At 38.9% G+C, this 22,802-nt stretch carries 23 protein-coding genes and 2 rRNA genes; 1 reads left to right on the top strand and 24 read right to left on the bottom strand.

Annotated features, from left to right (window positions below; genetic code table 11):
• Positions 1–27: 27 nt before the first annotated feature.
• The 12 genes from glmU to metG form a co-directional block, all read right to left on the bottom strand.
• Positions 28–1,398: a bifunctional UDP-N-acetylglucosamine diphosphorylase/glucosamine-1-phosphate N-acetyltransferase GlmU gene (glmU, locus tag MKZ17_RS00300; RefSeq protein WP_340721851.1), complete on the bottom strand. Its 1,371-nt coding sequence runs from the start codon at positions 1,396–1,398 to the stop codon at positions 28–30.
• A 280-nt stretch (positions 1,399–1,678) separates the two neighbouring features.
• The gene (gene spoVG, locus MKZ17_RS00295) at positions 1,679–1,978 is read right to left on the bottom strand and encodes a septation regulator SpoVG (protein ID WP_340721850.1); all 300 of its coding nucleotides are present in this window, start codon (positions 1,976–1,978) and stop codon (positions 1,679–1,681) included.
• A gap of 153 nt (positions 1,979–2,131) precedes the next feature.
• On the bottom strand, positions 2,132–2,506 hold the full coding sequence (locus tag MKZ17_RS00290) for a RidA family protein (RefSeq protein WP_340721849.1): 375 nt from the start codon (positions 2,504–2,506) through the stop codon (positions 2,132–2,134).
• A 1-nt stretch (position 2,507) separates the two neighbouring features.
• Positions 2,508–3,335 carry a pur operon repressor gene (gene purR, locus MKZ17_RS00285; RefSeq protein ID WP_340721848.1) on the bottom strand — a complete coding sequence of 276 codons (828 nt, stop codon included), beginning with the start codon at positions 3,333–3,335 and terminating at the stop codon, positions 2,508–2,510.
• Between the two features lie 73 nt (positions 3,336–3,408).
• Positions 3,409–4,275, bottom strand: a complete 867-nt coding sequence (ispE, locus tag MKZ17_RS00280; RefSeq protein WP_340721847.1) for a 4-(cytidine 5'-diphospho)-2-C-methyl-D-erythritol kinase — start codon at positions 4,273–4,275, stop codon at positions 3,409–3,411.
• Between the two features lie 190 nt (positions 4,276–4,465).
• On the bottom strand, positions 4,466–4,657 hold the full coding sequence (locus tag MKZ17_RS00275; protein WP_340721846.1) for a small, acid-soluble spore protein, alpha/beta type: 192 nt from the start codon (positions 4,655–4,657) through the stop codon (positions 4,466–4,468).
• 118 nt (positions 4,658–4,775) lie between these two features.
• Positions 4,776–5,033 carry a biofilm formation stimulator Veg gene (gene veg, locus MKZ17_RS00270; RefSeq protein ID WP_340721845.1) on the bottom strand — a complete coding sequence of 86 codons (258 nt, stop codon included), beginning with the start codon at positions 5,031–5,033 and terminating at the stop codon, positions 4,776–4,778.
• Positions 5,034–5,173: 140 nt separating this feature from the next.
• On the bottom strand, positions 5,174–6,061 hold the full coding sequence (gene rsmA, locus MKZ17_RS00265) for a 16S rRNA (adenine(1518)-N(6)/adenine(1519)-N(6))-dimethyltransferase RsmA (RefSeq protein WP_340721844.1): 888 nt from the start codon (positions 6,059–6,061) through the stop codon (positions 5,174–5,176).
• Positions 6,054–6,617: a ribonuclease M5 gene (gene rnmV / locus MKZ17_RS00260; RefSeq protein ID WP_340721843.1), complete on the bottom strand. Its 564-nt coding sequence runs from the start codon at positions 6,615–6,617 to the stop codon at positions 6,054–6,056. The genes rsmA and rnmV overlap by 8 nt, the downstream gene beginning before the upstream one ends.
• A 180-nt stretch (positions 6,618–6,797) precedes the next feature.
• Positions 6,798–8,000 carry a ubiquitin-like domain-containing protein gene (locus tag MKZ17_RS00255; protein WP_340721842.1) on the bottom strand — a complete coding sequence of 401 codons (1,203 nt, stop codon included), beginning with the start codon at positions 7,998–8,000 and terminating at the stop codon, positions 6,798–6,800.
• Positions 8,001–8,255: 255 nt separating this feature from the next.
• Positions 8,256–9,032: a TatD family hydrolase gene (locus MKZ17_RS00250; RefSeq protein ID WP_340721841.1), complete on the bottom strand. Its 777-nt coding sequence runs from the start codon at positions 9,030–9,032 to the stop codon at positions 8,256–8,258.
• Positions 9,033–9,281: 249 nt separating this feature from the next.
• Positions 9,282–11,240, bottom strand: a complete 1,959-nt coding sequence (gene metG / locus MKZ17_RS00245) for a methionine--tRNA ligase (RefSeq protein ID WP_340721840.1) — start codon at positions 11,238–11,240, stop codon at positions 9,282–9,284.
• 345 nt (positions 11,241–11,585) lie between these two features.
• Here metG and MKZ17_RS00240 point away from each other — a divergent pair, with 345 nt between their 5' ends.
• Entirely contained in the window at positions 11,586–11,864 is a 279-nt protein-coding gene (locus tag MKZ17_RS00240; protein ID WP_445326890.1) for an AbrB/MazE/SpoVT family DNA-binding domain-containing protein, read from the top strand.
• A 67-nt stretch (positions 11,865–11,931) separates the two neighbouring features.
• On the opposite strand, the gene rsmI is transcribed toward MKZ17_RS00240, so the two are convergent.
• The 12 genes from rsmI to MKZ17_RS00180 form a co-directional block, all read right to left on the bottom strand.
• A complete protein-coding gene (gene rsmI / locus MKZ17_RS00235) occupies positions 11,932–12,804 on the bottom strand; it encodes a 16S rRNA (cytidine(1402)-2'-O)-methyltransferase (protein WP_340721839.1) in 873 nt (290 codons plus the stop codon).
• The gene (locus MKZ17_RS00230) at positions 12,785–13,063 is read right to left on the bottom strand and encodes a GIY-YIG nuclease family protein (protein ID WP_340721838.1); all 279 of its coding nucleotides are present in this window, start codon (positions 13,061–13,063) and stop codon (positions 12,785–12,787) included. Before MKZ17_RS00230 ends, rsmI begins: the two co-directional genes overlap by 20 nt.
• Entirely contained in the window at positions 13,047–13,796 is a 750-nt protein-coding gene (locus tag MKZ17_RS00225) for a tRNA1(Val) (adenine(37)-N6)-methyltransferase (RefSeq protein WP_340721837.1), read from the bottom strand. The genes MKZ17_RS00230 and MKZ17_RS00225 overlap by 17 nt, the downstream gene beginning before the upstream one ends.
• 152 nt (positions 13,797–13,948) lie before the next feature.
• Positions 13,949–14,308, bottom strand: a complete 360-nt coding sequence (gene yabA, locus MKZ17_RS00220; RefSeq protein ID WP_340721836.1) for a DNA replication initiation control protein YabA — start codon at positions 14,306–14,308, stop codon at positions 13,949–13,951.
• 24 nt (positions 14,309–14,332) lie between these two features.
• Positions 14,333–15,148: a PSP1 domain-containing protein gene (locus MKZ17_RS00215; protein ID WP_340721835.1), complete on the bottom strand. Its 816-nt coding sequence runs from the start codon at positions 15,146–15,148 to the stop codon at positions 14,333–14,335.
• Positions 15,141–16,145 carry a DNA polymerase III subunit delta' gene (gene holB, locus MKZ17_RS00210; RefSeq protein ID WP_340721834.1) on the bottom strand — a complete coding sequence of 335 codons (1,005 nt, stop codon included), beginning with the start codon at positions 16,143–16,145 and terminating at the stop codon, positions 15,141–15,143. Before holB ends, MKZ17_RS00215 begins: the two co-directional genes overlap by 8 nt.
• 117 nt (positions 16,146–16,262) lie before the next feature.
• Positions 16,263–16,703 carry a YaaR family protein gene (locus tag MKZ17_RS00205; protein WP_340721833.1) on the bottom strand — a complete coding sequence of 147 codons (441 nt, stop codon included), beginning with the start codon at positions 16,701–16,703 and terminating at the stop codon, positions 16,263–16,265.
• Positions 16,704–16,724: 21 nt separating this feature from the next.
• The gene (locus tag MKZ17_RS00200; protein ID WP_340721832.1) at positions 16,725–17,054 is read right to left on the bottom strand and encodes a cyclic-di-AMP receptor; all 330 of its coding nucleotides are present in this window, start codon (positions 17,052–17,054) and stop codon (positions 16,725–16,727) included.
• 69 nt (positions 17,055–17,123) lie between these two features.
• Positions 17,124–17,753: a dTMP kinase gene (gene tmk, locus MKZ17_RS00195; RefSeq protein WP_340721831.1), complete on the bottom strand. Its 630-nt coding sequence runs from the start codon at positions 17,751–17,753 to the stop codon at positions 17,124–17,126.
• A gap of 19 nt (positions 17,754–17,772) precedes the next feature.
• The gene (locus MKZ17_RS00190; RefSeq protein WP_340721830.1) at positions 17,773–19,194 is read right to left on the bottom strand and encodes an aminotransferase class I/II-fold pyridoxal phosphate-dependent enzyme; all 1,422 of its coding nucleotides are present in this window, start codon (positions 19,192–19,194) and stop codon (positions 17,773–17,775) included.
• Between the two features lie 352 nt (positions 19,195–19,546).
• Positions 19,547–19,662 (bottom strand): 5S ribosomal RNA (gene rrf, locus MKZ17_RS00185).
• A 60-nt stretch (positions 19,663–19,722) separates the two neighbouring features.
• Positions 19,723–22,650: ribosomal RNA gene (locus MKZ17_RS00180) — 23S ribosomal RNA — on the bottom strand.
• Positions 22,651–22,802 lie beyond the last annotated feature (152 nt).

Genomic DNA, 22,802 nt, shown 5'->3' with positions numbered 1-22,802 from the left:
GATGGCCTCCTGTATTTTAAATAATTTTTATTTTGAATTTAATTTACTAACATAGCCTTGCTTATTTTCCTGACGGGCACGAGCAATTGCAAGTGCATCCTCTGGAACTTCTTTTGTAATCGTAGAACCTGCAGCAATAAATGATCCTTTGCCAAGCTTCACTGGTGCTACTAAGTTCGAATTACATCCAACAAATACATCGTCTTCAATAATTGTTTTAAATTTGTTTTTACCATCGTAATTGACAGTAATCGAACCACAACCAACATTTACATTGTTGCCGATTTCCGCATCGCCAATATAGCTTAAGTGCGAAACCTTTGTGGCATTACCTAATGTACTTTTCTTCACTTCAACAAAGTTACCGATTTTTACATGATCACCTAATGAAGAATCTGGACGAATGTGCGCAAATGGACCAACTGTCGTTTCATTCCCTACATGGCTATTTAAAACCACTGAGCTATGAATCGTTGTCCCGTTCCCAATTTGGCTATCAACAATATGACTGTTTGGGCCGATTTCGCAATCTTCCCCAATCACCGTCGTTCCTTCAATGATCACGCCAGGTAAAATCACTGAATCACTTCCAATAATTGCATCCGCGCTAATGTGCGTTGTCGCTGGATTAATAATTGTAACCCCATTACGCATATGGTGCTCATTAATACGTGCGCGCATTAGTTCTTCTGCTTGCGATAATGCAAAACGATCATTTACACCTAATGTTTCATTAAAATCATCTGTTACATAAGCGGAAACGATTTCACCTTGCTTTTGTAAAATTTCAATAACATCTGGTAAATAATATTCACCCTGTGCATTATTATTATTCACTTGTTTTAATGCATCGAATAATGCTTTGTTGTCAAAGCAATACGTACCTGTATTAATTTCCTTTACAAGCTGTTGTTCAGCTGTTGCATCCTTTTGCTCAATGATTTGAGAAACTTGACCAGAGCCATCGCGTAAAATACGACCGTAGCCTGTTGGATTTTCTGCAACCGCTGTCAAAATTGTTGCTTTCGCATTTTGCTTTTCATGATGCGCAAATAACGCTTGCATCGTTTCTGGGCGAATTAATGGTGTATCGCCACATACGACAAGCGTAGTTCCTTCCAGGCTACCTAAAATCGGTTCTGCCTGTTGCACCGCATGTGCTGTCCCTAGCTGCTCTGCTTGTAAAACATATTCACTCTTTTCTCCAAGTGTTTCTTTTACAAGTTCAGCTCCATGACCTACTACGGTTACAATGCGTTCAACATCTAGTGAGCCGATATGGTCAATGACATGCTCAACCATTGGCTTACCACATACTGGGTGTAGTACTTTATATAATTTGGACTTCATTCGTGTACCCTGACCAGCAGCCAAAACGACTGCAAAGATATTTGTCATTTACAAGTCCCCTTTTTAGCTCATTTTCTCTTATGACTATATAGTAAATTCACTATATTTTCAAGGCATTCAGACTTGACAAAAGTTTGAAATTAAAATATTTTTTATAGTTTAACTGATTTTAAGCTATGTTTTAAAATGGTAGATATTTGATACCTAAACTAGACTATTACGTCTTTTTCACTATTAATCCCGAAATCTTCTGTTAACTGTCTAATATTCCTAAAGAAATTTAATAAAAAAAGAGCCTCTCTCATATTGAGTGGCTCTCATTTTACGATTACACATTTACTTCTGCTAGTTCTACTTGTTCTACAGCATCTTCTTCTGAGACAGCATGGTAAGCTTCAAGAACGATTTCTTGAATTTTATTACGCGTATTCGAATTAATCGGGTGCGCGATATCACGGAATTCTCCATCCGGAGTTCTTTTACTTGGCATCGCAACAAACAATCCAGTATTACCATCAATTACTCGAATATCATGGATGACGAATTCATCATCTAATGTAATCGAAGCAATTGCTCGCATACGTCCATCTGTCTGAACGCGACGCAGTCTTACATCAGTAACTTCCATTTTTTCCACTCCTCTCATCTACGGTGTCTACTAGGTATGAGAGATTAGATTCTTCAAAAAAATGAAAACTCCTTCTAAAATATACAAAAAATTTAAAAAATTTTTCCGGGAAAATAAAAAGCACCACTTAAATTAAAGTGGTACCTCTATTAATTATTTCACTAGAGCAATTACTTCAATCTCTACTTTTACATCTTTCGGTAAGCGCGCAACTTCTACCGCCGAGCGTGCTGGCTTATGTGAGCCGAAATGTGCAGCATAAACTTCATTCATAGCTACAAAGTCATTCATGTCCTTCATAAATACAGTTGTTTTGACAACTTGATCTAAAGATGAACCCGCTGCTGCTAGAACTGCTTTTAAATTTTCAAATACTTGATTTGTTTGGGCTTCGATATCACCATCTACTAATTCGCCTGCAGCTGTTAGAGGAATTTGACCTGAAGAGTAAAACATATTATTTACGATAATTCCTTGTGCATATGGTCCGATTGCCGCTGGTGCATTTGTTGTTGAAACTGTTTTCATGTTAATTTCTCTCCTTTTGAAAAAAATTACCTTCACTTAATGCAATTGTGCGATCTTTCTCATTGACTTCATGAAGCTTTACTAAAGAATAGTAATCATCTACTAATGTCTCATCAGCATGCTCTGCTTCCACTAATACGGCAATACCAGCAAGCTCACAATCAAACTCTTCTAGTAAGTTTTTCATCCCGTTCATTGTACCGCCGACTTTCATAAAGTCATCCGTAATTAAAACACGCTGACCGCTTTTCATACTCCGTTTAGATAAAACCATCGTTTGAATACGACGAGAAGATCCTGATACATAATTAATACTTACCGTTGAGCCTTCTGTCACTTTACTATCACGACGTACAACAACAACTGGTACATTTAAGTGTCTTGCAATGGCATGGGCAATCGAAATCCCTTTTGTTGCTACGGTCATAATGACATCAATTTGTTGATCAGCAAATGCCGATGCAAACACTTTTCCGACACGGTTCATTAAATCGGGATTTCCTAATAAATCGGTCATAAATAAATAGCCACCGGGAAGTAGACGATCGGATTGGCTCAATTCTATAATTAATTCCCCAATAATTTCACGAACTTCCTGCTCCGCCATTTTGGGAATATACTTCACTCCACCTGCTGCTCCAGGTACGGTAATTAAAAGCCCGATTCCTTTTTCTTCAAATGTTTCCTTTACAATCGTTAAATCTTCACTAATTGACGATTTAGCGGAATTATAAAGATCAGAAAAATAAGTTAGCGGGATCAACTGATGTGGATGCTCAAGTAGATAATACGTCATATCTACAAGGCGTTCACTACGCTTCCATTTCATGCGACCCTCTCCTAAACATTGATTATTTATAAATACGAATATTCCACTGTCAAATTACCATAAATATACGCATTTAAGCAAGTGGATTTCGTTCTCCTAACAGACGAACTACATACACTTCTTCACAAAAGCCACGTAAACCATTGTATATACGACTAACACGCGGTTCACTTTCTACTAAGCCAAACACTGTCGGACCACTGCCACTCATGAGGACAGCATCTGCTCCAAATCGTTGCATTTGTTCCTTTATTGTTACAACTTCAGGATGAAGTTTAAATGTTACAGTTTCCAAAACATTACCAAGTGATGCACAAAGTAATGGATAATCATTTGTTTCTATTGCTTGAATCATTTGTTTTGTATTTGGATGCTTAATACCGTCAAGCTTTAAACCCCCATAAACATCCGCTGTTGAAACACCAATTTTTGGTTTCGCTAAAATGACCCAACAAGGTGGCGGCGGCGCAATTTCCTGAATCTTTTCACCGCGCCCTGTCGCAAGGGCTGTCCCACCATACACACAAAATGATACATCTGAGCCTATTTTAGCACCATACTCTGCTAATTCATCTAATGATAGATTCAAGTTCCATAGTTCATTTAAGCCGCGTAATGTAGCAGCCGCATCACTACTTCCCCCCGCTAACCCTGCCGCAATTGGAATTTGCTTTTCAATCGAAATTGTAACGCCTTCTTTGATGCCATATGTATTTCTCAATAACTCAGCAGCTTGGTAAGCAAAATTTCGATGGTCATCTGGTACGAAATTATCTGTAGATACAATTTTGATTTGCCCATCGTGACGAGATTCTAATCCAATACGGTCCGCTAAATCTACCGTTGTCATAATCATTTCTACTTCATGATAATTGTCGGGACGTTTATAAAGCACATCAAGAGTTAAATTAATTTTTGCGGGTGCTTTTACATATAACATTAAAAATTCCTCCTATTTGTAAGGCACGCATGTTATTAATACGTTATCAATTTAGTAATGTTCCTATTTTAACACAGGAAACGCATGAATATTGAACGTATTACTCACATTTTTAATGATATGAATGCCCGACAAAAAAATAGTGTCTTGTAAGATTTCTCTCACTAAGACACCATACATTTTTGCCAACTTACTTTTGGTTGTTTTGCATAGAATCTTTAGCTAAATTTTGTTCAGCCATTTCTATCGCACGCTTTACCATGTTACCTGCATCACGGGATTTAATACCGCCCCAACCTTCACGCTCGACGACATCATAAAATCCGAGTTCCTTGGCGATCTCTTCTTTAAGACGATTCGACATGACTCCTTGTTTTGGCATGCAGAAAACCTCCTCTTTTCCAAAAGTTTCGCTGACGGTTGTAGTATGTGTAAAAAATAAAAAAACACTCATATTGAATGAGCGCTTTTTCAACATATAAAAATAAGTACTAGAAAAACTATTTGATGGCTGCTACAGCATCATCTAAAAAAGTAATCTCTACTGCTTCGGTAAGTATATCTGTGTAACTGTAAGATACGCGTTTACACGCATTATCTTCTTGCATCAGTTCAATAACGAAAATAGCATGATAAGTTTCCCTTAAAACACCTTCGCATTCAACTGTTTTCTTACGTCCACCGTTTGCTTTTAATTGCAAACGTTTACCCAATTGAGTATCTAAGGATTTTTTAATGTCTGCTAACGTTTTTGGCATTTTCGCATACACCTCACTGTTAAATAGTGTAACACGCAGCCAGATAATTGTCAATAAAATATAATATTTTATCACCGAGAAATAGTAGTCGTCAACTTATTTTTAAACATTTTTTTAGTTTTTTTGAACTAAATTTCATATTATTGTTGAACACAAAAATTTGGATGTAAACAATCCGCTAGTTTTCCAAATTCCTGGATAGATAACGTTTCTCCGCGACGTGTTGGCTCGATGCCTGCTTCTTCTAAGGCTTTTACAATCAGATCTTTGTTTTTCTTGCCATTTACAAGTCCGTTTTGTAAATTATTTAAAATCGTTTTACGACGTTGTGCAAAAGATGCACGAGCTACTGCAAATAAGAAATCTTCATCAATTACCTGTACAGGTGGTGTATCATGTTTAATTAAGCGAATGACTGCTGAATCTACATTTGGCTGTGGCATAAATACGGTTTTTGGCACGACCATTGCAATATCCGCCGTCATGTAATATTGGATTGCAATTGATAGCGATCCGTATGCCTTTGTACCAGGCTTCGCTGTAATACGATCTGCTACTTCTTTTTGCATCATTACAACAAATCCGCGAATTGGTAAGCGATCATTTAATAATTTCATTAAAATTGGCGTTGTAACATAATACGGTAAATTGGCTACGACCATAATATCTTCAATACCTGGCATTTCCTCTTGAATTACCTGTTCCACATCTGCCTTTAGAATGTCTGAATGGACAATTTTAACGTTTGGATATGGACTTAATGTATCTTCTAATACTGGTAACAAGCGTTGGTCAATTTCAAAGGACACAACCTTCTTCGCCTCACGTGCTAAATGTTCCGTTAAGGCCCCGATTCCCGGCCCAACTTCAATAGCACCACTGTTTTCAGTTAAATTTGCGTGGCTTACGATATTACGTAAAATATTCGGATCAATTAAAAAGTTTTGACCTAGGCTCTTCTTAAATGAAAACCCGTACTTTTCTAAAATCTCCTTTGTGCGAATCGGTGTTGCGATATCTTTATACATGCTTGTCCTCCTGATCTAATTGCTGAATCGCTTCTGCAAATTGCTCTACCGTAATCTGAAACATCATTAATCGTTTGTGTAATTGCTTGCCGTTTGTCATACCGATATTTAAAATTTCACCTAATTGATCGCGTCTTGTTTTTGACTGCGGGTGACCAATCAATTTAGCGGTCATTAAGTCTTCTAATGTAATATGTTCTTCAATTTGTGATTGTGCCATTGTATATACATTGCGAAGCGCTTCTCGTATATCTGCATCACTCGCATGCTCAATTCCTAAACCTTTGCCATTTTTTGCGATTGTTTTTGCTTTTGCTAAAAAGGCATGCTTTACACCTGGAACACGCTCCTCAATAATTGCTCGAATACGTCGACCTGGGTAATCAGGGTCCGTAAATACGATTACCCCTCTCTTTTTTTGTGCATGGGCAATACGACGTAGCACCTCATCTGAAATCGCTGAGCCGTTCGTTTCGATTGTATCTGCTCCTGTCGCTCGCTTAATCGCTGTTGTATCGTCCTTTCCTTCTACAACAATAATCTCTTGTATATCCAAGAAACGTTCCTCATTTCTAACATAGTCTTTCGCTATTTTACCATAGATTACACTCAGTTACTTAACGGTTGTTTTCCGGTAATTCAAAACGAAAAAGAGCTCTCTCGCCATCAGTCTAAAAGCGAGAAAGCTATTATACATTTTGGAATATTTACATGAAAAGTTCATGTAAATAAAAAATTAGTTTAATACTTTTATGCGTACCTTCTTACGGCCCCAGCTATATGCTTGTGCCTTTGTTGGTACTAAAATATCGATTTTATTTCCTTTAATCGCACCGCCAGTATCGCCAGCTACGGCATAGCCATACCCTTCCACCCACACTTTAGTGCCAAGTGGAATTATTCGAGGATCTACTGCGACTAATTTCATACTCGGGTTTGAACGCAAATTTATACCTGTTGCTGATACACCTGAGCAGCCTTCACAATAAGGTGTATAGGCTGTTGCTTCAACATAAAACTCTTTACCTGAAGCGGGTTCACCATTAGAACGAGAGACAGTTGCTGTTACTACTTTTGTTCCAACTGCTACTACTTTTTTGGTTGGTTCCGCTAACACTTTTTCTGAGGAAACTTGTTTCGATACGACTTTACCGTTTTCTTTTACGATTTCATACGTACGTTCGATTTTACCCTTTTTACCGTCTGTTACTACTTTTTCTTTACCCTTCAATATCGAAGAATCATTTTTCTTTTCAACTGCGAAATCCACTGATTCTTCCACTACATCGGTAACCTTTTCTACGCGAACAACTGCGATTTTATCATTTGGAGTGATAACATGCTCCAAATCTGTGTCGACACGATCGGATTCATTTAGCAGAACCCCTTGTTGTTTTAAAAAGTTAGCGACCGTAGTCGAAGTGGACCATACTTGTCTCTTTTCTAAGCCATCGACAAGCGTTAACTGAAACGCTTTTTGAATATCGATTTTGTTATCTGCTCCTACTTCTGTATCTAAGCTTTGTGATACTAAATCATGCTCTGTTACTTCAATATTTGCTTCTTCCAAAATGTTCTTCACTACATTTTCAGTTGTCCAAACTTTTGACTGATTTCCATCAACTGAAATTATTACTTCTTTTGCCTGTTCCCATTCGATTGACATTCCACTGTCAATTTTGGTACTCAGTGAGGGTGATAATTTATCATACTTACTTATTTCTATATTTTCTGCTTCTAAAAGCTCTGCAACCGTGTCTGCATGAGTATACAATTCGGTTGTTTCGCCGTTTGCTGTAATTGAAACGGGTGTTTTCGTCCCTTGATAAAGAACGAATCCAATAACTGAAACAAACAGGACAAGCGTTAATAATCTTACACCTGTTTGCTTACTCCTCAATGATCCTAAGAACTGGCTTTTCATGGAATTATTTGACATGAAAAAACGCCTCCTTAATACAAAGTTGGATTATACGGACTAGTTTTCTGGCTGTCAATAGAAATGATTTTCTAATAAAATGCAAACTTTGCTTCAACTATTGTAATAACTAGTATTGGAGGCGTATTAAATTTTTAAACATTTTCTTTTTTTCTATGCAATAGTTCACTATTTTTTGAATTACATTTTTTTACTTTTAAACCATATAGCAGAAGGTTTTGAGGAGAATTTATTTAAACAACCCCCCTCCATTTTTTATGGTTTAATTTTAAAAAATCGCATTGCATTTTCTGTAGTTTTTTGTGCGATTTCTTCTACAGGTAATTCCTTTAATCTTGCAATTTCCTCAGCTACTAATACTACATGGGCCGGCTCATTCCTTTTACCACGATATGGATGTGGTGTTAAATACGGTGCATCTGTTTCAATTAACAAGTATTCTAATGGGATTTCTGTTGCAACCTCTTTTGGCTGTCGCGCATTTTTAAATGTCACAGGGCCACCAAGACTAATCATAAAATTCATTTTAATACATTCTTGAGCAGTTTCAACACTCCCACTAAAGCTGTGCATAATGCCCCCTACCGAAGCTGCATTTTCTTCACGTAAAATTTGAACAACGTCGGCTGTTGCGTCACGATTATGAATAATGATTGGTAAGTTTAATTTTTGGGCTAAATGTATTTGTTTACGGAACCAATGCTTTTGGATATCTTTCGGAGATTTATCCCAGTAATAATCTAGACCCGTCTCACCAATGCCTACTACTTTTGGATGTGCGGCCAATTGTTCGATCCACTGTAAATCCTCATCCTTACAATCAATTGCATCTACTGGATGCCAACCAATAACTGCATAAATAAAATCATAGTCTTCTATTAACTTCATTGCCCGTTCAATTGTTTTACGATCAAACCCAATAACAACCATTTTTTCCACTTTTGCAGCTAATGCTCGATCAATTACTTCTTGTAAATCTTCTTCATACTGATCTGCATTTAAGTGGACATGGGTATCGATATATGTGCTCATTTTCATTTCTCCTGTCGTTAGTTATATGAATTGAATATCTCTAGTTTTTAGATTTATTTCAGATATATTACATATATTAAGTTTAATGTCATTTTATCTAGTTCACTTTTAAAAAATAGTGTCAAACAACCTAATTAATTCCCTTTTATTACTAAATAATATTATATCGATATACTTTTAATTTATTTCCTTTTACTAAAATAATGGAAAAGTCTGTTGAACTTCATTCGCTCAACAGACTTTCTACAATTATTTTACTTGTGCACCGTTCGCAAGCTTCGGATCAACAGTTGCTAACGTTAATACACCATCATGAGAACCTGCTAAAATCATACCTTGTGATAGCTCTCCACGTAATGTAACTGGCTTTAGGTTTGCAACGACTACTACTTTTTTGCCGATTAACTCCTCAGGCTTATAATGCTCTGCAATTCCAGATACGACTTGGCGTTGCTCATATCCTAAATCTACTTGTAGCTTTAAAAGCTTTTTCGCTTTTGCTACTGGCTCACATGCTGTAACTGTTGCAACACGTAAGTCCACCTTCATGAAATCATCGATTGTAATTTCCTCTGTTTGAGGTGCTTCTACTACTGTTGTTTCTTCTTGAGAAGTTTTAACTGAGCTTTGCATTTGCTCACGAATGTAAGAAATTTCCACTTCTGCATCAAGGCGTGGGAAAATCGGTGTTCCTTTTTCTACCACTTTTATGTTTTGTGGAATAGTATTACCGAATGTTTCAATCGTGTCCCATGATAATAATGTTTCATCAAGACCTAATTGCTCCATAATCTGCTTTGGTGTTGTCGTCATAAATGGTTGAATTAATACCGCAATATGGCGTAAGCTCTCTGCCAAATTGTACATTACCGCTGCAAGTTTTGGTTTATCTGCTTCGTCTTTTGCTAATACCCACGGAGACGTTTCATCAATATATTTGTTCGTGCGTGATACTAGTGACCAAAGCTCCCCTAATACAACACTAAATTGCATTTTTTCCATACTTTCTTCATATTTAACACGGACATTTTCAGCATGGGCTTTTAGTGCCGCATCAAATTCAGTTGCTTGTAAGTTTTCTGTTGGGATCTTCCCATCAAAATACTTGTTCATCATGGAAACGGTACGATTTAAAAGATTCCCTAAATCGTTTGCTAAGTCAAAATTTGTACGCTCAACAAATGACTCTGGTGCAAATACACCATCTTGACCGAATGGTAATTCACGTAATAAGAAATAGCGTGTTGCATCTAATCCGTAACGCTCAATTAGCATTTCCGGGTATACAACATTGCCTTTTGATTTCGACATTTTGCCATCTTTCATCATAATGAAGCCATGAGCGAATATTTTTTTCGGTAATGGTAAATCTAAAGCCATCAGGAAAATTGGCCAATAAATTGTATGGAAGCGCACGATGTCTTTACCAACCACATGCACATCTGCAGGCCAGTATTTATTAAATAGCTGGTCATCATCTGAGCCGTAACCTAATGACGTAATATAGTTCGATAAAGCATCTACCCATACGTAAATAACATGCTTTGGATCACCAGGTACTTTAATTCCCCAGTCGAATGATGTACGAGATACTGATAAATCCTCAAGACCTGGCTTAATAAAGTTGTTAATCATTTCGTTTTTACGAGACTCAGGCTCAATAAATTCTAGATTATTTTCGTAGTATTCCAGTAATCGATTGGCATATTTCTTCATATTAAAGAAGTATGACTCTTCTTTTACTTTTTGTACTTTTCTACCACAGTCTGGACACATTCCATCAACCAACTGTGTTTCAGTGTAATACGATTCACAAGGCACACAATATAAACCTTCGTATTCACCTTTGTAAATGTCACCGTTGTCTAAAAACTTTTGAAAAATTTTCTCTACAGAGTCAATATGACGCTTTTCTGTAGTTTGAATAAAGTCATTATAGGAAATATCCATAATAGCCCATAATTTTTTTGCACTAGCTGCAATTTCGTTTACGTAATCTTGTGGATGCATGCCTGCTTCTTGCGCTTTTTCCTGAATTTTTTGTCCGTGCTCATCCATTCCTGTTAAAAAGCGAACATCAAATCCCTTTAATCGCTTGTAGCGTGCGATGGCATCTGATGCAACTGTTGTATACGCAGTACCAATGTGGAACTTTCCACTTGGATAATAAATTGGGGTTGTTATATAGAATGTTTGTTGTTCACTCACGCGAGCTGCCTCCATTTGCTTTTTTCGTATAGTCTTTATTCTAACGAAGTACGAAATTTGTTTCAATCAAAGTTTATTTTTAAAATTCATATGTCGAAAAATCGAAACAAATGTTGGTAGTTTGTTGGAGCTTTTAGACTATTGAGAAAATTTTGTAGTAAAAATCTTTAAATTATCCGGGATAAAGTACAGAAATAACAAAAATCTTTCTAAAACTTAGGAAATATGAATGCTAATTTATTGACGTTTATGGCATTAGTTGGTATGATTCATATTAGACAAGTAATGAATGTCGAATTTTGACGAATTTAAAATAACTTTTAAAATATAGGAGGAATTATCATTATGAAATCAACAGGTATCGTTCGTAAAGTAGATGAATTAGGACGTGTAGTAATTCCAATCGAATTACGCCGTACATTAGGTATTGCAGAAAAAGACGCTTTAGAAATTTATGTGGATGACGACAAAATCATCTTAAAAAAATACATGCCTAACATGACATGTGCAGTAACTGGCGAAGTTTCTGATGACAATATGCGTTTAGTTGGCGGTAAGTTAATTTTAAGCTCAGAGGGCGCAGAAACTTTAATGAAAGAAATCCAAAACAACTTAAAAAAATAAGTCATGATTTTGGCTTTATAAAAAAGGAATATCCATGGAGAGATATTCCTTTTGTTATTTATATTATTTATTGATGATACGCTTGATATACATCTCTCTTTGGTAAACCTCTTAATTTTGCGACTTCTTTAATCGCATCCTTCGAAGAAATTTGGCTTTCTTCTATTATATAGTTTACATGTTCTTCTAATGATAGGTTTGTCCAATAGATTTCATCTTCCTCTTCTGGCTCGCCTGAAAGATTCCCTTCTATTACGATACAAAATTCACCTCGAATTTCGTTTTCTTGCGTCCACGTAATTGCTTCTTCAATCGTACCACGTAAAAACTCTTCAAATTTTTTCGTCAGCTCACGTGCTAATGTAATTTTACGATTCCCAAGTACTAACTCTAAATCCTTTAACGTATCCTTCAAACGATGTGGCGCTTCATAAAATACTAACGTTTCCCCTCGCTTTGCTAATTTTTCAAGTTGCTCACGACGTTCCTTTTTATTTCGATTTAAAAAACCAAAGAAATAAAATGGCTGTGGGGTTAATCCTGATGCAATAAGTGCTGTTAAAGCTGCGTTCGCTCCGGGAATTGGTACTACAGCAAAATCTTCTTCAATTGCTTTCATTACAATATCCGCACCTGGATCAGAAATACATGGTAGACCAGCATCACTCACAAGGGCAACTGACTTTCCTTCACGTAAATAAGCTAGTAACTTTTCTCCCCCTACTTCAATATTGTGCTCATGATAGCTAATGAGGGGTGTTTGAATATCAAAGTAATTACATAGCTTTCTCGTATTGCGTGTATCCTCTGCTGCAATAACGTCCACTTCTTTTAAAGTACGCAATGCGCGCATCGTCATATCTTCTAAATTGCCAATTGGGGTTGCCACTAAATATAAGCAGCTCCCTTGTTCATGCTGGCTACTTTTCTGTGATTTCATCGGTAGCCCTCCTCATATACTCAATTTTTTTTATTCTAGGTAATTGTTTAAACGCATATTCTGCTGACATTGCCTGCTGCTTTGTTTCAAATGTTTCAAAGTAAATGCATTTTACAGGTCCTCTCGCTTTTGTATATTTAGCGCCTTTCCCTGCGTTATGTGTTCGTATTCGTTTTTCTAGATTATTCGTATAGCCGGCATAGAAACTTTCATCGCGACATTCTAATACATAGAAGTAATGACTATTTTGCTTCTCCATATAAAATCGCCCTCACTTCTTCTGTGTATTCATTATTATCTTCATACACATATAATGGCGGTAATATTTTTAAATCCGGTTTTCCATCTTTAATTGCCTCGATTAATAATGTATTCGCTTCCTTACCCTTCTTAGGATAAACAAATTGAATCCGTTTAGGCTCTAATCGGTTCGCGCGCATGGCCATCACAATATCTAGTAAGCGACCTGGGCGGTGTACAAAAGCCGCTTTTCCACCTTGCTTTAATAAACGACTCGCAGATTCAACTGCTTGTTCTAATGTTAAGTATAGCTCATGTCGTGCAATTGCATAATGTTCACTTACATTTTTCTCACTTAATTCGTGGGCTAAAAAATATGGTGGGTTACATGTGATCGCATCATATTTTTCAATGCCTAATGTTTTTGGTGCTTCTTTTACATCACCTAGTTGCATGTTGATTTGGTGTTGTAGTTTATTGTATTCAATACTACGTTTCGCCATATCATAAAGTCTTGGCTGTAACTCTACACCTGTAATTTTTGCCTTTGTTCTTGCGCTTAAAAATAATGGAATGACCCCATTGCCTGAACAAAGATCTATTATATGCCCCTTATTTTTAGGAATTTGTACAAAGCGTGCCAACAATACTGCATCTAATGAAAACGAAAAGACAGATGGGCTTTGGATAATACGTAAGTCCTCAGCTAATAAATAGTCTAATCGTTCGTCTTCCTTTAACCACTCTTCCACTGTAGATCCTCCACTTATTCGTACTAATTTTGTGTAATGAGAAAGACACCTCATACGTCTATTTGCATGTATAATGTTCTTCCTTACGATAGGATTTCCTATAGACCAAACAAAAGACTGATATCTACTGTTTGCAGATTCAGCCTTTTATTTTAACCATTTTGTTTATTTAAAAACGATAGACAGAACAAACAATCTTCACCTTTACGCGAGCTACCAAAATGTACATGACATACGTGGAAACCTTCATTGTAGAGACGTGCTAAATTATCATAGCCTTCTCCAATATCAATTGCCTCTTTTTTAAGCTCTTCCGTTTGTAGATTCTTATCAGCCTCATTTGCTAATAGTTCTTCTAAACGACTTCGGAGGTGAAGGTTTTCTGTTTGAAGCGTCTGATGCTCCTCCATCATATGCGCAACAAATTGCTTTAAGGCTCCAAATTGCTGCTGCATTGATTCAAGCTGTTGTTCGAACTCCATAACAGTATCTAAAAAATTACGGTCCTTCACTCAAGCCACCCCATTAATTTCTATCTATATAAGATTTTTCTCACATTGTAACAACTCATCCAATGTATACTCAACCATACGCTCTTGCTTTGTTAAATATACTTGTATTAATCGTTCTAATACATTTAATCCAATTACTTTACCTTCTCCATCTGGGGTCATTGCTGCGTCTCCGATATCTGGCATGCCTTCTTTTGCAAGTTCATAATCGTCATTTTCATACTTTAAACAACACATTAAACGGCCACATAAGCCTGAAATTTTCGTTGGATTTAATGATAAATTTTGATCCTTCGCCATCTTAATCGATACTGGATCAAAATCACCTAAAAACGTCGAACAACATAGCATTCTTCCACATGGGCCAATACCACCAAGTAATTTTGCTTCATCACGTACACCAATTTGGCGAAGTTCAATACGTGTACGGAAAACACTCGCTAAATCCTTTACTAGCTCTCGGAAGTCTACGCGTCCCTCAGCTGTAAAATAGAAAATAATTTTATTGCGATCAAATGTATATTCTACGTCAACAAGCTTCATTTCAAGCGAATGCTCTAGTATTTTAGTATTCGCTAATTCAAATGCTCGCTTTGACTCCACTGTATTTTCCTCTACTTGAATGCGATCGCGCTCATCCGCAGGGCGTACAACTTGCTTTAGTGGTAGAACGACATCATTCTCGCCAACTTCACGCATTGGGACAACAACTTTCCCATATTCAATTCCGCGAGCAGTTTCTACGATGACATATTCTCCAACATCTAAAATATATGCTGCTGGATCAAAATAATATATTTTACCCGCTTTTTTAAAGCGAACTCCGACTACATTATACAAACGTATACCCCTCCTGAAGATTCAGCATTAGCTGTTCCATCAATAACGCACGATTCATATTACGATTTAAGTTCGCACGTGCATGTAACACCGACTGCATTTGACGTGACAGCTTTTCATACGTCTGGTGCAAGGCGATTTCATTAAAACGTTGATACATATCGGGATATGTGCAAGTCGCTTGTTGATTTGCTTTAATCGCAACGATATCACGGTAAGCAAATAATAACAAATCAAGTGCTTGCTCCATTTCTTCCTTTTCTTTAAATAACGGAAGCCACTCGTCATGAACTAGTAATAATGCTTCATGAACATTTTGATGAACGGTCTCTACTAATTTTAACACTGTTTTTCGTGCAAGTACAAACTGCTCATTCTTTACAAGTTCTAACGCAGTATCAACATCATTTGTTACCATGCTAGCTGTCGCTGCCATTGAATTGGTTACGCCCTGCTCAACTAATGATTGTACAAGAGATTGACGAGGTGCTTTCGCAAATTTAATATGCTGACATCTTGATCGAATTGTAGGAAGTATTGATTGTAGGTGCTCTGTTAAAAGAATGGCGACAACTTGTCCATCCGGTTCTTCTAAAAATTTCAACAGCATGTTTGCCGAAGCTACATTTAACTTATCGGCATGATGAAGCACATAAATTTTCTTGCCTTCCTCAACACCCGTCATTTTCATTTCAGCAATTAAATCCCGCACTTGGTCAATCTTGATAAATTGTCCATCTGGCTGAACTTGTTGAATATTCGGGTGATTTCCCGAATCGACGCGTCTGCAATTTCGACATGTTTCACATGGAACATTTTCTGACAAATTACTACAAAGGAGAAGTTTTATAAAAAAAGACACGACATCACGTTTACCTGTCCCTTTTTCACCTTCAAAAATATAGGCGTGTGCCAAACGGTCTTTCTCGACAATCGTTTGTAGTTGCTTTATTACTACAGGCTGTAGTTTTATTAGCTCCTCTATTGTTCGTCCCATTTTCTTCACCTTTTCATTGCTCTATTAAAATCGTCTATGTACTATTCATCAAAAAGGTGTAACATGCTCTGCTAGAAAAAACCCGTGTCTAGTGCACGACAAAGACACGGGGATGCTTTACATATAAAGGTTTATTAAAAGTCCTTTAATCTCACCAATTTTCGCTAATAGCTCAATCGACTCTTTTTCTTCACTTAAAATATCTTCGGCTAATTCAACAAGACGTTCATCAATCGTTTCGACAATTTTTAAACGTCTTCCTTCACCGAAACGATTCCATGTATGCGACTGTTTCATTTCTAAACCATGATCTACTGTTTCTTGCAAAAAACGTTTCACAAGCATTTTAAATCTTGCTAATTCACGTAAATTCCGTGAACGTGCAACACGATCTCCGGCAGCAGAAATATCGCCCATTAATCTTGTTAACTGTTCCGTTTGCAATTTGGAACCTTGCTTGACGACCATATCCCCAAAACGATTGCCCGCCTGGTTTGCTGGACGTAAATCATTACGATTCGTATTTACATTCATACGAAGTTCTTGATTAATTTTCATTTACCTCTCGCCTCCACTTAATTAGAAATGGTGGAACTGTTCGATTGGTAAAACAAATACAATTGCTCCTCCAACTTCAACTTCCACAGGGTACGGAATATAAGAATCTGCATTTCCGCCCATTGGTGATACAGGCGCGACCATCTGCTCCCTCGATCGACAGTTTTCACGAATAATATCCAGTAATTTTGGAATTAACGAATCATCCGTACCAATTAAAAATGTCGTATTTCCAGAGCGTAAAAAACCACCTGTACTCGCTAATTTCGTTGCACGATAATTATTTTTCGTTAATGCATTCGACAATCTGCCACTATCTTGATCTTGCACAACGGCTACTACTAACTTCATCCGCACTCACCCCTTCATTGAATTGGTGCCTCTATTATATCATAGATAGAAGGTACACTTCATTTACTTTTACCCTAATATTGGATTTAAAATCCTCCATACATCCTCAATAACATTTTCCAATGGTTGATCTGCATTAATAATTTTAAATCGTTCTGGGTATCTCTTCATCGCTTCTTGATACCCTTCATAAACCTTTTGATGAAATGCCAGACCTTCCGCATCTAAACGGTTAATCTCATCTGCTCGCGTTGCTTGAATTCGCGCTAAACCCTTTTCAGGCGAAAGTTCAAAGTAAAACGTTATATCTGGTAGTCTCTTCCCAATTGCAAATTGATTAATTGCTAAAACATCATCAACACCAATTTCACGTGCATACCCTTGATATGCAAGTGATGAATCAATGAAGCGATCGCACAATACATGTTTCCCTTCCTCTAATGCAGGAATTATTTTTTCATAAAAATGCTGTGCTCGTGCTGCTGCATAGAGTAAGGCTTCCGTACGTTCATGCATTTCTATATGTGCCGGATCTAAAATAATCGCACGGATTTTTTCGGCAATTTCAATTCCTCCGGGCTCACGTGTTAACAGTGCATTAATCCTTGCTTCCGCTACTCGTTCTCCAATAGCCTTTAACACGGATGTCTTTCCAGCACCTTCTCCGCCTTCAAATGTAATAAATAAATTCCCTTGCATTTTTATATTCCCCTTGCCTTTATTTTATGACATATATTAATTTTTCCTGTAAGCGATGAGTACCTTGGAATGCCGCTCCTATTGCAAGCAATTCCTCTAATTGACTCAATTTTGCTACTGTAATTTTTTCACCTGGTACAAATAATGGAATACCCGGTGGATACGGAATAATCATCGAAGCGGCAACTCGCCCTATCGCTCTCATATATGGTACCCATTCTTTTTGTGCTTGTTCAATTTCTGCAAAGCTTAATTCAGGTTTAGTAATCATCGGCATTTTATAATTAGCACTGTTACTAGTATTCGTATTTTCAGGGCATTCTTTTAGGTTAATTAACGCTTCCTTCATCCGAATTCGTAAATCTGCAAATGGGTAGCTATCTCCATGTTTTAATAAAGGTAAAACTAGGAGTACTTGCTCACTATCTGCCAATTCTACATAAACATGCATTTTTTCTAAAGCATCTTTAAGCTCAAAACCTGTATAACCTGGTGCACGCACTACTAATTTTAATGCATCATCTACCTCAATAACTTGCAACTCTGTCAATGTCCTTAATGACTCGATTAATTGCTTACGCTTATCCATTAAATATACAAAATCACTTTCCGTATAACTCGCTACATATTGTCTTGCATCATCTAAAGAAGCCAAAAGTAAATACGATGGACTGCTTGATTGCAGCATACGTAAATAATGATTTATTTTCTGTTCACTTACAATAGTTGAATTAATATGTAGAAATGAAGCCATTGTCATTGCTGGTAACGTTTTATGTGCTGATTGTACAACTACATCCGCACCAAGCTGTAATGCAGAAAGAGGCAATTGCTCACTAGCTATGAAATGTGCTCCATGGGCCTCATCAACAAGGACAGGTATATGTGCTTCATGACAAAGCTCAATTTGCTTTGCTAGCTCTTTTGTCGTCACACCGTAATATGTAGGATATGTCAATATGACTGCTTTTGCAAAAGGATAACGCTTTATCGCTTCTACTAACGTAGTCGTTTGAATACTCCCTGCCGTTCTTGTCTCTTCATGCCATTGTGGCCCTACATATACCGGATTTACGCCTACTAGCTGTAATGCATGAAAAATTGATTTATGTGCATTTCGTTGTACAAGGACTGTATCCCCCACTTGGCACGTCGCATAAATCATTGCTAAATTACCGACAGTCGATCCATTTACTAAAAAGAAGCTACGGTTCGCTTTGTATATTTGAGCTAATAATTGCTCTGCTTGTAATATTGCTTCTTCTGGATGATGAAAATCATCTAGTCCTGTTAACTCCGTTACATCATATATTAAAGCTCGTTTTATTTCTGAAGGTAAATTTGATAGTAAACCATTTTTATGTCCCGGCACATGAAGTGATTGCGGCTCGTTAGCGACAAATTTTTTTAATGCTTCAACAATGGGTCTTCCATTTTTCATCATGTCACCTCATTTATCATTATTTCTTTATTATAAAGTTGTATACTACATACGACTAGCTCCTACGAAGAATTAATCTTTAGATTCTTCCTTTATTAAGAGAAACAGAAAATTATGGTTGTATTACAGCGAATATTTACTACTATCATAAAAATAGAAAGATAATCAACTTAAGTTACTGAAAATAGCTAGTCATTAGCTAATAAGCTTATCTCGATAAAATTGTTCAACATCCAGGTGAATTTTGATTTTCTCCCTATTTAGATATAGTATTAACATTGCTATTCCCCTGTACATCAACAAAGGCGTTTTTAAACATAAAAAAACCACTGATTCCTCAGTGGTTTGTGTTGCGAAGCGACGTCCTACTCTCACAGGGGGAAGCCCCCAACTACCATCGGCGCTAAAGAGCTTAACTTCCGTGTTCGGTATGGGAACGGGTGTGACCTCTTTGCCATCATCACTTCACTATTGAAAGTTTGTTCTTTCAAAACTGGATAAACGTTTCATTGAATTATGCAATAAAATGTGGTTAAGTCCTCGACCGATTAGTATTCGTCAGCTCCATACGTCACCGCACTTCCACCTCGAACCTATCTACCTGATCGTCTTTCAGGGGTCTTACTTACTTGCGTAATGGGAAATCTCATCTTGAGGGGGGCTTCATGCTTAGATGCTTTCAGCACTTATCCCGTCCACACATAGCTACCCAGCGATGCCTTTGGCAAGACAACTGGTACACCAGCGGTGTGTCCATCCCGGTCCTCTCGTACTAAGGACAGCTCCTCTCAAATTTCCTACGCCCACGACGGATAGGGACCGAACTGTCTCACGACGTTCTGAACCCAGCTCGCGTACCGCTTTAATGGGCGAACAGCCCAACCCTTGGGACCGACTACAGCCCCAGGATGCGATGAGCCGACATCGAGGTGCCAAACCTCCCCGTCGATGTGGACTCTTGGGGGAGATAAGCCTGTTATCCCCGGGGTAGCTTTTATCCGTTGAGCGATGGCCCTTCCATGCGGAACCACCGGATCACTAAGCCCGTCTTTCGACCCTGCTCGACTTGTAGGTCTCGCAGTCAAGCTCCCTTATGCCTTTACACTCTTCGAATGATTTCCAACCATTCTGAGGGAACCTTTGGGCGCCTCCGTTACCTTTTAGGAGGCGACCGCCCCAGTCAAACTGTCCGCCTGACACTGTCTCCTACCCCGCTAAGGGGCATGGGTTAGAAGTTCAATACAACCAGGGTAGTATCCCACCGACGCCTCCTTCGAAGCTGGCGCTCCGAGATCTCTGGCTCCTACCTATCCTGTACAAGTTGTACCAAAATTCAATATCAGGCTACAGTAAAGCTCCACGGGGTCTTTCCGTCCTGTCGCGGGTAACCTGCATCTTCACAGGTACTATAATTTCACCGAGTCTCTCGTTGAGACAGTGCCCAGATCGTTACGCCTTTCGTGCGGGTCGGAACTTACCCGACAAGGAATTTCGCTACCTTAGGACCGTTATAGTTACGGCCGCCGTTTACTGGGGCTTCAATTCGCAGCTTCGCTTGCGCTAACCACTCCTCTTAACCTTCCAGCACCGGGCAGGCGTCAGCCCCTATACGTCACCTTACGGTTTTGCAGAGACCTGTGTTTTTGCTAAACAGTCGCCTGGGCCTATTCACTGCGGCTCTCATGCGCTTGCACGCTCAAGAGCACCCCTTCTCCCGAAGTTACGGGGTCATTTTGCCGAGTTCCTTAACGAGAGTTCTCTCGCACACCTTAGGATTCTCTCCTCGACTACCTGTGTCGGTTTGCGGTACGGGCACCTCTCACCTCGATAGAGGCTTTTCTTGGCAGTGTGAAATCAGGAACTTCGCTCATACGAGCTCGTCATCACAGCTCAACGTTATAGTGTGCGGATTTGCCTACACACACGCCTTACTGCTTGAACAGAGACAACCAACGCTCTGCTTACCCTATCCTACTGCGTCCCCCCATTTCTCAAACGGTGAGGAGGTGGTACAGGAATATCAACCTGTTGTCCATCGCCTACGCCTATCGGCCTCGGCTTAGGTCCCGACTAACCCTGAGCGGACGAGCCTTCCTCAGGAAACCTTAGTCATACGGTGGACGGGATTCTCACCCGTCTTTCGCTACTCATACCGGCATTCTCACTTCTAAGCGCTCCACCAGTCCTTCCGGTCTGACTTCAACGCACTTAGAACGCTCTCCTACCACGCATACCAACGGTATGCATCCACAGCTTCGGTGAATCGTTTAGCCCCGATACATTTTCGGCGCAGCGTCACTCGACCAGTGAGCTATTACGCACTCTTTAAATGATGGCTGCTTCTAAGCCAACATCCTGGTTGTCTAAGCAACGCCACATCCTTTTCCACTTAACGATTACTTTGGGACCTTAGCTGGTGGTCTGGGCTGTTTCCCTTTTGACTACGGATCTTATCACTCGCAGTCTGACTCCCGTGTATAAATATCCGGCATTCGGAGTTTGTCTGAATTCGGTAAAGCGAGATGCCCCCCTAGTCCAAACAGTGCTCTACCTCCGGTATTCTCAATCACGAGGCTAGCCCTAAAGCTATTTCGGAGAGAACCAGCTATCTCCAGGTTCGATTGGAATTTCTCCGCTACCCACACCTCATCCCCGCACTTTTCAACGTGCGTGGGTTCGGGCCTCCAGTAAGTGTTACCTCACCTTCACCCTGGACATGGGTAGATCACCTGGTTTCGGGTCTACGACCACGTACTAATTCGCCCTATTCAGACTCGCTTTCGCTGCGGCTCCGTCTTCTCAACTTAACCTCGCACGTAATCGTAACTCGCCGGTTCATTCTACAAAAGGCACGCTATCACCCATTAACGGGCTCTAACTACTTGTAGGCACACGGTTTCAGGATCTATTTCACTCCCCTCCCGGGGTGCTTTTCACCTTTCCCTCACGGTACTGGTTCACTATCGGTCACTAGGTAGTATTTAGCCTTGGGAGATGGTCCTCCCGGATTCCGACGGAATTTCACGTGTTCCGCCGTACTCAGGATACACTCAAGAGGGAATGACTTTTTGACTACAGGGCTTTTACCTTGTTTCGCGGACCTTTCCAAGTCGCTTCATCTAAATCATTCTTTTGTAACTCCGTATAGAGTGTCCTACAACCCCAAAGAGCAAGCTCTTTGGTTTGGGCTCTTCCCGTTTCGCTCGCCGCTACTCAGGGAATCGAATTTTCTTTCTGTTCCTGCAGGTACTTAGATGTTTCAGTTCCCTGCGTCTGTCCTCATCACGCTATGTATTCACGTGTAGATACTATCCGATTAAAGATAGTGGGTTCCCCCATTCGGAAATCCCCGGATCAAAGCTTACTTACAGCTCCCCGAGGCATATCGGTGTTAGTGCCGTCCTTCATCGACTCCTAGTGCCAAGGCATCCACCGTGCGCCCTTATTAACTTAACCAAAAGTTAACACTTAAAGCATTCGCTTTAAGATTTGAGTTACACGTCAATGTTACTTGACTTGTTCAATATCTATAAAATAGAAATTTGATTTATTGCTTTCAATGTCGTTTTATCCAGTTTTCAAAGAACAAGACAGCTGACTACCATCAC

The organism is Solibacillus sp. FSL R7-0682 (assembly GCF_038005985.1).
In the GTDB taxonomy this organism is placed as follows: Bacteria; Bacillota; Bacilli; order Bacillales_A; family Planococcaceae; genus Solibacillus.
The sequence above is the reverse complement of the archived record's forward strand: the minus strand, read 5'-3'. Positions and strand labels throughout refer to the sequence as shown.